Genomic DNA, 12,602 nt, shown 5'->3' with positions numbered 1-12,602 from the left:
CCTACGCATACGACTATGACGAGCCGTATCGCTGGGGCGGCGGCTACACCACGACCTACTACACGGCGCCCGTCTCCTACGGTTATCGTTATCGCCGTGTCGTGCGGCCAGCCTACGCCTATTACAGCGGCTCCTATCCGGTTGTTCGGCACCATTGGCATCGGCACTACCGGCACTGGTGAGAGCAGCCCGCCCGAAGTCGACGAAGGCCGCAGCCTCGAAGGCGCGGCCTTTTCCTTTTCAGCATAACGCGCCAGCATTACGTCACCACCATCCGCCGGCAAATGAATCGGCCCGCTCGAAGGCGAGACGCCGGTCAAGTGTCTTTCTCTGTAGCTTGGCCGAGCGCTTCGGATGCGGGCGGACTGCTGCGGAGGCGCGAGCCGGCGCTTCTTTCCTGACCTCCACGGAAGGTGGTGGAGGCATGGCGGCCATGGCCTCTCGCACTTGCTGCCGGGGTTCTTCAGGAAGCGGATCCGCCTGCGCTATTGTCGGCAAATCGGCACGCGGACGCGTGTCGAACACGATCTTCTCCGGAAGCGTGCGCGCCGAGACGATCCGGATGATGGTCCGGTCTGGATCGGACGGGCCCGCGCGCTCGAGGGGGACCGGCAGGTATCGGTCCGCAGCGATGAGCAGCGCCAGCAGCAGCGCCCCGACGAAGACGAAGTATCGGATGATCGGCATGGACGGCCGCTCGCAAGGAAGGATTCAGAAATCGGCGGGGNTTCAGCGACCCGCCGGGAAGGCTTAGTCGATCTCCTGGACGACCGTGCGCGTCGAGGGATCGACCAGCATCACGCGCTCGCCCGAGTAGACATAGCGGTAATTGGTGAGCGAAGGACCCCAATCGGCGGGCACCGCCTCGAGTTCGACTTCGCGCGGCACGGGCTGACCAACCACGATTTTCTCGCGGGTCTGCACCGGACGAACCTTGTGCTCGGTGACGTAGGTGCGGATCTTCGTGCGGTATTCCGGCTCGATCTGCACGGCGGCCCCGTGACCAGTGCCGGTGGTGACGGCCGTCGACTGCGCCATCGCGCCCGTCGAGATGAGCGCGGCCAGTGCGGTCGTCAGTAGAAGCTTGCTCATGTTGTTCTCCTCGCCGCCATATGCGGCATGCGAGAACCCGCGAATGAGGGCAGGGTTCCGGGAAAACAGAGGATGTCTGCCTATTTTTCCCGAGCGCATGGGCTCGATCCCAGCGGAGACAGCCATGGTGAAGCAGAACTTGATGACCGACCGCGGCCCGACAACGATCGCGTCTTCGTATTCAGATGGCGCAGCCGCGTGCTCGCACTTCTGCGAGAGTCACCCATGTCGGGGGTTGGTGTGGCAACGCCGCATGCGGAAATCGCAATTGCTGTTTCCCTTGCCGATGGCGCGCGCGTTCTGGGCTCGATCAACATTGTCTGGCTCAGCACCGCCTTTTCGGTGAAGGTCTTCGCCCGGCATCTCGAAGAACTTCAGGGCGCCCATCGGAAATTGTCAGTTCAGTGCGAAGTCGCGGAGCGCGCTGAAGGCGGCTTTTGGCCCAGCGGAGTTGCACCGCGTCTAACGGAGGTCCGTTCGTCGCGCCAGAGCGGACCAGATTTGCTCAACCTGAGTTCTTCGCAGGTTGACCCAAACCGGACCTGAAGGCGGTCAGCCGAGTTGTGCCTAAAAAGGTGCACCGCATTGTGCCGAGCACGAAAACCTTCGCACGTGGTTACTCGTTCGGGGTGCCACCTTGTTCAGATGGAGCAGACGGGATGTTTGGTAGGTCTGACGGCGTTTGGTTGAACGAGCCGAAAAAATGGTCCGGAAAGGACAATTACCTTGAGCTGGAAACAGACCAAGCCACTGATTTTTGGCGCGAAACTCATTACGGCTTTATCCGCGATAGCGGACATTTCCTCGCTTTTCAGGCGGGAGATGCGTTTACGGCTGAACTCCGCGTTCAAGGTGATTTCAAAGCGCTCTACGATCAAGCGGGCCTGATGGTGCGTGTAGACGAACGTTGCTGGCTCAAGGCGGGGATCGAATTTTCGGACGGGCGCGCCATGCTGTCGAGCGTGCTGACTGCCGGGCAATCGGACTGGGCGACAGCACCATATGAGCATGACGCTAGTGACTTCCGACTGCGCGTCACGGTCGCGCATGGCGTTCTTCGCTTGCAGGCCTCGAGCGATGGAAAGATGTGGCCTCTGATGCGGCTTGCGCCATTCGCCAAAAGTTTTTCCTATCTTGTTGGACCTATGGCCTGCACGCCGGAGCGGTCCGGGCTAGCGGTCGCCTTTTCAGATTTTCGGCTGCAGCCGCCGCTTGGCAGAGAACTTCATGATCTAGAATGAGCAGCATGGGCGAAAGCGAGGTCGACGTCCGCTTCTGGCCGATTCTGTTGAAAAAGTCGAAAATACTGCCAACGCAAAATTCTCGCAAAAGCTTGCTCTCTCTGATTTCTACTGAGAACGCGCTCCTCAAGCGAAGAAGAAAGTCGCTGAGAGAATTTTGTGCAAGTTGATGTGGTCCGCCCTGTCTGACCGGGAAAAACGCACTAGTGGCTCTAAAAAATGGGGCTCAACGGCGGCAAGGACTTTTTCAACAGAATCGACCCCTTACTGACCTCCAGAGGCGAACCGGCCATGTCCGGTTTCGAAGTTAGAACGGCCATGGCCTGCTTGAGGGGCTGCTCGATTGATGAGTGCACGCCCTGGAGCGCCTGGAGTTACTGGGTACGCCGCAGCGCGCTGATTGCCGGGAAGCATCCTCTCCAACACGTTGAACGGGCGCGTAACTGCGCTTCGCGCGGGACGCGGTGTGAAGCTCGAGGATAACGATGCGGGCGGAGACCGGGCTCGCTCTATCGCACGTGCCCGATCATGCCATCATGCGCCTGTTTTGCCCGACGGCGCAACGATTGTTGGCCCGACGGGACAAACGTCTTCGCAGGACGTCTAAACCATTGATCCCGTTAGGGCCGGCTACTGTGCATGGGGTTGTTTTCGAATATTTTTGTTTGGGAGGCACGAAAGCATCGGGCTCGCGCCCGCTACTTCATCACCCGCAGGCCCTTGGTCGTGAAGCGCTGCGTCTTGCCGCCGGGGCGAACGGGGCGCTTGGTGCCGGCGGCCTTGCCGGTGCCGGGCGGCTGGTGCGCGGGGACGAGCTGGTGGGGCTGCGAGCCGATCAGGTCGCGGCGGCCCATCTCGATCAAGGCCTCGCGCAGCACCGGCCAGTTGTCGGGATCGTGGTAGCGCAGGAATGCCTTGTGCAGGCGGCGCTGGCGCAGGCCCTTGATCGCCTCGACCTTGTCGCTGCCGCCGTGGCGCACGCCGCGCAACGGATTGACGCCGGTGTGGTACATCGCGGTCGCCGTTGCCATCGGCGAGGGCAGGAAGGTCTGCACCTGGTCGGCGCGATAGCGGTTTTTCTTGAGCCAGAGCGCGAGGTTCATCATGTCCTCGTCAGTCGTGCCCGGATGCGCCGCGATGAAATAGGGGATCAGGTAATATTTCTTACCGGCCCGCTCGGCCGCCTCGTCGAACATCCGCTTGAACTTGTTGTAGGCACCGATGCCCGGTTTCATCATCTTGTCGAGCGGGCCGCGCTCGGTATGCTCCGGCGCGATCTTGAGGTAGCCGCCAACGTGATGGGTGACGAGCTCCTTGATGTATTCGGGGCTCTCGACCGCGAGGTCATAGCGCACGCCGGAGGCGACCATCACCTTCTTGATGCCCTTGGTCTCGCGCACCTTGCGATAGAGCCTGATGAGGTCGTCATGCGAGGTGTTGAGGTTCGGGCAGATCTCCGGGAAGACGCAGGACGGCCTGCGGCACGCCGCCTCGACCTTCGGGTCCTTGCACGCCATCCGGTACATGTTGGCGGTGGGGCCGCCGATGTCGGAGATCACGCCGGTGAAGCCCGGCGTCCTGTCGCGGATCTTTTCGATCTCGCGCAAAATAGAACCCTCAGAGCGGTTCTGGATGATGCGGCCCTCGTGCTCGGTGATCGAGCAGAAGGTGCAGCCACCAAAGCAGCCGCGCATGATCGTCACCGAGAATTTGATCATCTCCCAGGCGGGGATTCGTGCATCGCCATAAGAGGGATGTGGGGCGCGTGCGTAAGGCAGGTCGTAGACCGCGTCCATCTCTTCAGTCGTGAGCGGGATCGGCGGCGGGTTGAGCCACAAGTCGCGATCGCCATGACGCTGCACCAGCGGCCGCGCATTGCCGGGGTTGCTCTCCCGGTGCAGCACGCGTGACGCGCGGGCATAGGCTTCCTTGTCCTGCTCGACCTGCTCCAGCGCCGGGAGCCGGATCACGGTCGCACCCTTCTGGCGCGTTGCGCCCTCGTCGGCGGAATCGAGATCGTCGGCGTGCAGCTCGGAATAGCCTTCAGGCACGCGGCGGAACAGCGCGACGCCTCTGATGTCGTCAAGCTCGCGCGGCGCTTCACCGGCAGCAAGCCGCTGCGCGACTTCGACGACGGCGCGCTCGGCATTGCCGTAGAGCAGCAGGTCCGCCTTGGCGTCGGCCAGCACCGAGCGGCGCACCTTGTCCGACCAGTAATCGTAATGCGCGATCCGGCGCAGCGAGGCCTCGATGCCGCCGAGCACGACGGGAACGTCCTTGAATGCCTCGCGGCAGCGCTGGGCGTAGACGATGGTGCAGCGGTCCGGCCGCTTGCCGCCTTCGCCGCCGGCCGTATAGGCATCGTCGCTGCGGATGCGGCGATCCGCGGTGTAGCGGTTCACCATGGAATCCATGTTGCCGCCGGTGACGCCGAAGAACACTTTTGGCTTGCCAAGCGCCTTGAAGGGTTCGGCCGAATGCCAGTCCGGCTGCGCGATGATGCCGACCCTGAATCCCTGCGCCTCCAGCAGGCGGCCGATGATCGCCATCCCGAAGCTGGGATGGTCGACATAGGCGTCCCCGGTCACCAGCACGATGTCGCAGGCATCCCAGCCGAGCGCATCCATCTCGGCGCGGCTCATCGGGAGGAACGGCGCGGGCTTGCGCGGCCGAGCCTGGGCCATCAGGGGCTTTTCGGCGGTGATCATCTGGGTGTCCATGGCGCCTACGCATAGGACCCCGCGCCCCCGAATTCAACCGGCCGCTATGCCGCCCTCGCGGATTAAGGTTCCCCGGTGGCGCGCAATTCAGCAGCGTCAGCCGCGCGGACGGGCCTGATCTGACGCCTCCAACATCCCGCCGTGTGGTTCATTCGCAGGAACCAACGGCCTCCGCGAACATTCTGACCTAGGCGTCCGCGCGGGCCCTCGCTCGCGCGCGCTTCGACAATCCCGGCGCCAGCGCCGCTGGCGGGATTTCTGCCCCGATGCTCGCTTCGGGGCGATGGGGGGCTTGTGAGTACGGTCATAGAGAACTTACTGGCGCGAAAGCAGAAGCTCGTGGAGGAACTCGAGAAGGCGCAGGTCGTCGAGGACCGCGACAGGATCGAGCACCAGCTCGAGCAGATCAACACCGCGCTGGACTTCCTGGACAGGCCGGGGTCGAGGGACCAGCGGTAGAAGCGCTCAATCCGCCTTCAGTGCGTCCACTTTCAGCGCGTCCACTTTCAAGGCCTTGGCATAGACCACGCCCGAATTGGTGATGTGCGTCGTCATCAGCTGTTCGAAAGCTGCGAGCTCGCCGCGCGCGAACAGCTCGAGCAGCTTGCGATGCTCGTCGAACGAGGTGCGTGTCCTGACGTCGATCGGCGAGGTTAGGTTGGTGCGGAGCGCGGCGACGCGGCCGGAGACGAGGTGATAGGATTCGACGAGATAGCGGTTGCCGCAATGGGCGAACAGCGCCTCGTGAAACGCGGCGTCGGCGCGCCCATAGGCGATGTTGTCCCTGGCCTCGATGGCGGGCTCCATCGCTGAGATCGCATCGTTCATCGCGGCGATCGTGCCGGCGCGATCGTGGCGAAAGGCAAGCTCGGCCGCCTTGGGCTCGAGCGCGCAGCGGAACGTGCAGAGCGCGGTAATGTCGTCCGCGCTCGGGGTGAAAACAAAGCTGCCGACCTGCGGACGGATCACCACGAGTCCCTGCGCCTGCAACTGCCCCATCGCCTCGCGCACCGGCGTGCGGCTGACGCCGAAGGAATTTGCCACCATCTCTTCCGAGATCGCCGCACCCAGCGCGAACTCGCCGTCGATGATCGCCTGCCGTAGCCGCTGCAGCACCCGCTGCGACAGCGATTTCGGCGTATCGAGCTTGAGCGATCGCATGCGCGTTCCCGCTCAGATCACCTTGCCGGGGTTGAGCAGATGATCGGGATCGAGCGCCGCCTTCAGCGTCCGCATCAGCGCGATCTCGGCTTCGCTCCTGGCGTGACCCAGCCACTTCTTCTTCAGCGTGCCGATGCCGTGCTCGGCGGAGACGCTGCCGCCCATCTCGCGGACGAGACCATAGATGATCGCGTCCATCTCCTCCTTCGGCTGCCGCTCGACGGAGAGGCCGGTGACCCAGGAGACCAGATGCAGATTGCCGTCGCCGATATGGCCGTAATAGACGCTCTCGCAGCCCTTGATGCCGGCGGCCAGCGCCACCTTGCAGCGCGCGACGAACTCGTCCATCCGTGCCACCGCGAGGCCGATGTCGTAGGAGATGTGCGGACCCAGCACCTGGCCGAACTCGGCGCAGATGTCTCGCACGCGCCAGAAGGCTTGCGCCTGCGCCAGCGATTGCGCCACCGCGGCATCGGCCAGCAGCCCGCGCTCCATCAGCTCCTCGAGCCAGCTCTGGAAGCGCGGCGCATCGATGCTCTCGTCGGTGCCTTGCGCCTCCACCAGCACGTAGAGGCCCTGGCCTGCCGCGACCGGCGGCTTCACGCCGGCGCGATTCGTGATGACGTCCCAATAGTCCGGCCACATCACCTCGAAGGCGGACAGCAGCGGGCCGAGCCCCGCACGCGCGGCATCGAGCAGCGCGATCACTGCCGCATAGTCTTTCAGAGCGCAGAGCGCGGCCATGGTCGAGCGCGGCTTTGGGAACAGCTTCAGCACCACGCGGGTGATGATGCCGAGCGTGCCTTCCGAGCCGATGAAAAGATGCTTCAGATCGTAGCCGGCATTGTTCTTCATCAGCTTGTTGAGATTGGTGATGATGGTGCCGTCCGGCAGCACCACCTCGAGGCCCAGCACCAGCTCGCGCGTCATGCCGTAGCGGATGACGCGATTGCCACCCGCATTTGTGGAGAGGTTGCCGCCGATGGCGCAGGAGCCTCGCGAGCCGAGGTCGAGAGGAAAGAACAAGCCGGCCTCGTCGGCGGCCTTCTGGATCGTCTCCAGCGGCGTGCCCGCCTTCACCGTCATCGTCATCGACGCGCGATCGACCTCCTCGATGCCGGTCATGCGCTCCAGCGAGATCGCGACCCAGCCGGCTTCGGGCGAGGCGCCCCGGCAAAGCCCGGTCAAGCCGCCCTGCGGCACGAACGGCAGGCGCGTCTGGCGGCAGGTCAGGATCGCATCGGCAACGCCCTGTGCATCAAGCGGGCGGATCACCGCACGCGGCGTCTGCGGCAGGCTCGCGCTCCAGTCGTTGCAATTGCGCGCCGGCACGTCCGCGCCAACCAGCACGGCGGCCGCGCCGAGCCGATCGCGCAACGCGCCGAGCGCTTGGTCGGGATGCGCAACGGGTGTGACCATGTCCATGCGAGACCTCCTTCAGGATCCGGCTGCGCCCCGCGGGCGCGCCTGTCGCGGCAGGGATTTGCATCCTTCTTGTATGTAAGGTACAAGATGGAAAGTAAAGCAAAAACACGGCTCCGCCCGACAGAGAAGATCTCGAGGGATCAGTGGCTTAGTCGGCGGCCGCAGCAAAGGGTGGTGTGATGACGGAGGCGATTCGCGGGTTCTGGGTGGCGTCGGCGACGCCGCTGGCGACGGACGGCAGCGTGGACTCCGCAAAGCTCGCCGCGCACGCCAAGCAGCTCTTCAGCAAGGGCGTCGACGGCGTCGTGCTGTTCGGCACGACCGGCGAGGGCACCTCTTTCAATGCCGCCGAGCGCGTTGCGACCATCGAAGCCGTGCTCAAGGCCGGCGTTGCGCCGGAGCGCATCGGCATCGGCGGCGGCTTTCCCGCCATCAGCGACAGCATCGCACTGACACGCGCCGTGCTCGGCCTTGGCCTGCGTCACGTCCTGTTGCTGCCGCCCTATTTCGACCGCAGCGTCACCGCCGAAGGCATCGAGGACGCCTTCGCTGCGATCATTGACGGCGTCGGCGACGATCGCCTGCGCGCCTATCTCTATCACATCCCGCAGATCTCGGGCGTTGCGATCCCGACCAGTGTGGCTGCGAGCCTGCGCAAACGTTACGGCAGGGTGGTCGCCGGTCTGAAAGACTCCAGCGGCGACTTCAAGCAGTTTCAGGCGTTCCGCGCCGCCGCGCCGGAGCTTGCCGTCACCGTCGGCAACGAGGTCGATATCACCCGCGCGATCGCCGCCGGCGGCGCCGGCACCATCTGCGGCATGGCCAACATCGCGCCGGAACTGGTCATGGCGATGATCGACGGCAAGGACGTCGAAGCGCGGATGCAGGCGGCGATCGACATCGTGGTGAAATCGCCGTCCTTCCTCACGACGCTGAAGGCGATCCTTGCGGCGCAGACCGGTGATGCAAGCTGGCTGCGCGTGCGTCCGCCGCTCCGCGCCCTGTCCGACGGCACCGCGCTCAAGCGGAAGCTCGACGAACTGGTGGCTCCCGCTATCGCGTGAGATCGCGACGGCGTCCCGACACGCTGTCGCGAATTCGGGGGCAGCGTGCCGCGATTTTGACGAGATCAATCGGAGATTGATGCTCGGCGCTCGACCTGGTTTAGAACGATTCAACACTAGAGCGATTCAAGCCCGGCTACGGTTCTCTTCGATCGCGGCGACTGTTACAGGCGCACACTTCAACGTTCTTGACTTGAAGTGGAATGAAAGTGCGTGCCTTCGTGGATGGCCGACGCGACAGCGGTCATCGAACTCGTGCCGGCAAGAGCCGGGCAGGTCTTCTCATCGGTGCGGCCGTCTTGCTTGCCGAAAGCCCCTCCAACACGACGAGCGCGCAGGCGCAATCGGCATTGCCGCCGGTGACGGTGGAAGCGCCGGCGCCGCGGCCGAAGCCGGCCCGTGCATCGGACCAGTCTTCACGCCGCACGCAGGCGGCGCCGCGTCGCCAGACCAGCCCCAATCCCGCGCCTGCGGCGCCGACGCTGTCCGAGCGCGCGGCCGCCGAAGCCGCCGCGCAACAGGCCGCCAAGCTCGGCTATCGTGCGATGCCGAGCTCGAGCACGCTGCGCAGCGGCGCCTCGCCGCTCGATACTTCGCAGTCCGTCAACGTCGTTCCTGCGCAAGTGTTGAAGGACCAGCTCCCGCGCAACATCGACGACGCGCTCGTCAATATCTCCGGTATCACCCAGACCAACACGCTCGCCGGCACCCAGGACGCCGTGATCCGGCGCGGCTTCGGCGACAACCGCGACGGTTCGATCATGCGCAACGGCATGCCGCTGGTGCAGGGCCGCAGCCTCAATGCCGCGGTCGATAGCGTCGAGGTGCTGAAGGGGCCGGCCTCGCTGCTCTACGGCATCATGGACCCCGGCGGCATCGTCAACACCATCAGCAAGCGTCCGGAGCTCTATCAGCACGGCTCGGTCACGCTGCTCGGCTCGACTTACGCGAACAACCGAAGCGGCGCCGACGGCACGCTCGACATCACCGGACCGATCGGCGACGGCGGTCTCGCCTATCGCTTCATCGGCTACGGCGTCAGCGAGGACTATTGGCGCAATTTCGGCCGCCACAGGGAAATGCTGGTGAACCCGTCGCTGGCCTGGTACGGCGACACCACGACGGTGCAGCTCACCTATGAGCACCGCGAATTCATCTATCCGTTCGACCGCGGCACCGCCTTCGTCGACGGCGCTCCGCTCGCGATTCCGAAGACGCGCCGGCTCGACGAGCCCTTCAACAACATGTGGGGCACCTCCGACCTGATACAGGGCTCGGTCGAGCAGAAGCTCGACGACAATTGGAAGGTCACGGCAGCCTACAGCTACAACACCGAGACCTACAGCGCCAATCAGCTTCGCATCACTGGCGTCAACGCCAAGACCGGCGTCGAGACCCGCAGCAACGACGGCACGCAGAATTCCCTCAGCAATGCCAGTTACGGCACCTCGTATCTGCAGGGTGACGTCTGGGTGGGCGGCTTCCGCAACGAAATCCTGTTCGGGGGCGAGGCGCTGTATCGCACCATCGATCGCCACGACCTGATCCGCCAGGCGACCCCGAGCTTCAATTTCTACAACCCGGTCTATGGGCTGGTCACGCCGGGCACGACCATCTCTGCAACCGACAGCGAGCAGACCGACAAGCTCGGCACCCGCGGGTTCTTCGCCCAGGATACGTTCCATCTGACCAACTGGCTGTCGGTGGTCGGCGGCGTGCGCTGGATGGAATACGAGCAGCTCGCTGGAAAGGGCCGGCCGAAATTCATCACGAACACAAATCTGGCGGGCGACAAGGTGCTGCCGCTCGGCGGCGTCATCGTCAAGCTGAACGACCAGCTGTCGTATTACGTGAGCTACACGCAGTCCTTGAAACCGACCTCGACCATCGCACTTTTCTCCGGTGCTCCCACCGGCTTCGTCGTCGACTCCAGCTTTGCGCCTGAGGAAGGAACGCAGTGGGAGACCGGCCTGAAGTTCGACGTCAACAAGCGCCTGTCGGGCACTTTGGCCGTCTACGACATCCAGAAGAAGAACGTACTGGTGATAGATGACATCGGCGGCGGCAAGTCGGCGGCGCGCACCTCTGGCGCGGCGCGGTCGCGCGGTGTCGAACTGGATGTCACCGGCCGGCTGACCGATGAATGGAGTGTGATCGGAAGTTACGGCTATACCGATGCGCGGCTGATCAATGATCCCACCGTCGGCAATGCAAAATTGCTGAACGCCGCGATGAACACGGCTTCGCTCTATCTCGTCTACGATTTCGGCGACAGGCTGCCCGGCCGTCTGCGGCTCGGCGGCGGGGCGCACTACGTCGGAGACCGGCCGGGCGACTCCGCCAACAACTTCTTCATGCCGGCCTATACGGTCGCCGACGTCTTTGCGACTTACGACACGAAGATCGACAATCTGCCGGTGACCTATCAGTTCAACGTCAAGAACCTGTTCGACAAGCTCTACTATACGTCCACCACCGGAAACGCCTTGAACGTCGCCATCGGCGATGCCCGGCGCTTCTCGCTGTCGGCGACGGTGAAGTTCTAGCCATGGCAGCGCGGCTCGGGCACACCATCAAGGCCGTCCTGCTTCAGGTCCATTCCATCGTGGGCCTGGTGGTCGCGCTGCTGCTTGCCCTGATCGCACTGACCGGCGCGGTGATGAGCTTCGAGGACGAGATCGTCGATGGCCTTAACGCCGGCCTCATGCAGGTCGCGCCGCGCCGGGCGCCCGCGTTGATGCCGGATGAACTGGTCGCCCGGCTGAAGGCAGGGCAGGATCTCGGCAAGGTCTCGGCGGTGACGCTGTCCAGCGATCCGGCCGCCACGGTGCATGTCCGCTTCGCCCGCGACGAGCAGGGCACGCGGCCGACGTCCCTCTATGTCGATCCCTACGACGCGCGCGTGCTCGGGACGCCGCGCGGCGAGGAGTTTTTCGCGACCGTGCGCAGGCTGCATCGCTGGCTGCTGATCCCCGGCGACGCCAAGGGATGGGGGCGGCAGATCACGGGCGTTGTCGCGCTCGGCCTGATCGTCATGCTGGTGTCGGGCCTCGTGCTGCGCTGGCCACGCCGCGCCAGCAGCGCGAAGATGTGGCTCAAGCCCAACCTCGGTCTCGGCGGACGCGGCCTGCATCGGTCGCTGCATGCGGTTGTCGGAACCTGGGTCCTTCCGGTCTATCTCGTGATGGCGCTGACCGGGCTGTGGTACTCGTTCGACTGGTACAAGGACGGGATGGTTTGGCTGCTGTCACGTCCGGAGGTCGCTGCCGCGAAGATGCAGCCCAGGATGTCCGCAAAGGCTCCGCGTGCATCTGTTTCCTCTGAGCCGGCCCAGCCGATCGGATTCGACCGTGCATGGATGATGTTCCGACGCGAAGAGGGCGACCGCTTCTCCAGCGCCCTGCTGACACTGCCGGCCGGCCCGGGCACGGTGATACGGATCCGGTCGTGGGCGAAGGACATGACGCTCGAGGCCACCCGCGACGAGTTTCGTATCGACGCCGTCACCGGTCAGCTGGTTTCCGCGGAGCGCTATCTCGACAAGACGTTCGGCGAGAAGACAATCGCCGCCATCTACGACATCCATCGCGGCGCGATCCTGGGCTGGCCGGGCAAGCTCGCGTTCATGGTTGCCGCGGGCTTGATGCCGCTGTTCGCGGTCACCGGGGTCCTGCTTTACCTGTCGCGCCGCAGGCTGCGGCGGCCTGCGCAACCGCCACTCGGGCGGCTCGTCCCGGGCGAGTGAGCACTGGGACTCAGTCGACCGCTCAAAGACCATCGCAGGAAGCCCGTGTGAGGCGACAGACAAGAATCACTTGTCTGCGGTTCCACGAAATGGTTCGATCGGCCGGACGCACGCAAAAGTTGTGGTCGTGATGGCGCATCCGAACGAGACGAGC

At 64.4% G+C, this 12,602-nt stretch carries 11 protein-coding genes and 1 pseudogene; 7 read left to right on the top strand and 5 right to left on the bottom strand.

The features are described 5' to 3' along the window. Positions 1 to 182: pseudogene (locus tag A5906_RS43620) on the top strand (hypothetical protein); the annotation flags it as partial. A gap of 82 nt (positions 183 to 264) precedes the next feature. Here the strand turns inward: A5906_RS43620 and A5906_RS01020 are convergent. Beyond that, complete coding sequence (locus A5906_RS01020; protein ID WP_080133440.1) at positions 265 to 687, bottom strand: hypothetical protein; 423 nt, start codon at positions 685 to 687, stop codon at positions 265 to 267. 63 nt (positions 688 to 750) lie between these two features. Then, a complete protein-coding gene (locus tag A5906_RS01015) occupies positions 751 to 1,092 on the bottom strand; it encodes a DUF1236 domain-containing protein (RefSeq protein WP_080133439.1) in 342 nt (113 codons plus the stop codon). A gap of 72 nt (positions 1,093 to 1,164) precedes the next feature. Between A5906_RS01015 and A5906_RS40900 the strand changes: the two genes are divergently transcribed. Next, positions 1,165 to 1,638: a hypothetical protein gene (locus A5906_RS40900; protein WP_136614859.1), complete on the top strand. Its 474-nt coding sequence runs from the start codon at positions 1,165 to 1,167 to the stop codon at positions 1,636 to 1,638. A 113-nt stretch (positions 1,639 to 1,751) separates the two neighbouring features. Continuing rightward, on the top strand, positions 1,752 to 2,333 hold the full coding sequence (locus tag A5906_RS01010) for a DUF1349 domain-containing protein (protein ID WP_080133438.1): 582 nt from the start codon (positions 1,752 to 1,754) through the stop codon (positions 2,331 to 2,333). Between the two features lie 698 nt (positions 2,334 to 3,031). Here the strand turns inward: A5906_RS01010 and A5906_RS01005 are convergent. Beyond that, the gene (locus A5906_RS01005; RefSeq protein ID WP_080133437.1) at positions 3,032 to 5,053 is read right to left on the bottom strand and encodes a YgiQ family radical SAM protein; all 2,022 of its coding nucleotides are present in this window, start codon (positions 5,051 to 5,053) and stop codon (positions 3,032 to 3,034) included. Between the two features lie 294 nt (positions 5,054 to 5,347). On the opposite strand from A5906_RS01005, the gene A5906_RS42825 reads away from it, so the two are divergent. After that, positions 5,348 to 5,512, top strand: coding sequence for a hypothetical protein (locus A5906_RS42825; protein ID WP_167523457.1), 165 nt, complete (start codon positions 5,348 to 5,350; stop codon positions 5,510 to 5,512). 6 nt (positions 5,513 to 5,518) lie between these two features. On the opposite strand, the gene A5906_RS01000 is transcribed toward A5906_RS42825, so the two are convergent. Both A5906_RS01000 and A5906_RS00995 read right to left on the bottom strand, forming a co-directional pair. Further along, positions 5,519 to 6,214, bottom strand: a complete 696-nt coding sequence (locus tag A5906_RS01000) for a GntR family transcriptional regulator (protein ID WP_080133436.1) — start codon at positions 6,212 to 6,214, stop codon at positions 5,519 to 5,521. 12 nt (positions 6,215 to 6,226) lie between these two features. Next, on the bottom strand, positions 6,227 to 7,639 hold the full coding sequence (locus tag A5906_RS00995) for an FAD-binding oxidoreductase (RefSeq protein ID WP_080133435.1): 1,413 nt from the start codon (positions 7,637 to 7,639) through the stop codon (positions 6,227 to 6,229). A gap of 179 nt (positions 7,640 to 7,818) precedes the next feature. On the opposite strand from A5906_RS00995, the gene A5906_RS00990 reads away from it, so the two are divergent. The 3 genes from A5906_RS00990 to A5906_RS00980 all read left to right on the top strand — a co-directional run bounded on the left by A5906_RS00990 (position 7,819) and on the right by A5906_RS00980 (position 12,448). Continuing rightward, positions 7,819 to 8,703, top strand: a complete 885-nt coding sequence (locus A5906_RS00990; RefSeq protein ID WP_080133995.1) for a dihydrodipicolinate synthase family protein — start codon at positions 7,819 to 7,821, stop codon at positions 8,701 to 8,703. A 203-nt stretch (positions 8,704 to 8,906) separates the two neighbouring features. Continuing rightward, a complete protein-coding gene (locus tag A5906_RS00985; protein ID WP_080133434.1) occupies positions 8,907 to 11,249 on the top strand; it encodes a TonB-dependent siderophore receptor in 2,343 nt (780 codons plus the stop codon). Positions 11,250 to 11,251: 2 nt separating this feature from the next. Then, positions 11,252 to 12,448: a PepSY-associated TM helix domain-containing protein gene (locus A5906_RS00980; RefSeq protein WP_080133433.1), complete on the top strand. Its 1,197-nt coding sequence runs from the start codon at positions 11,252 to 11,254 to the stop codon at positions 12,446 to 12,448. The last annotated feature ends 154 nt before the right edge of the window (positions 12,449 to 12,602 follow it).

Source organism: Bradyrhizobium sacchari, assembly GCF_002068095.1.
GTDB lineage: Bacteria > Pseudomonadota > Alphaproteobacteria > Rhizobiales > Xanthobacteraceae > Bradyrhizobium > Bradyrhizobium sacchari.
Note: the sequence above shows the minus strand (reverse complement) of the source record. Positions and strands in the feature narration are given on the sequence as shown.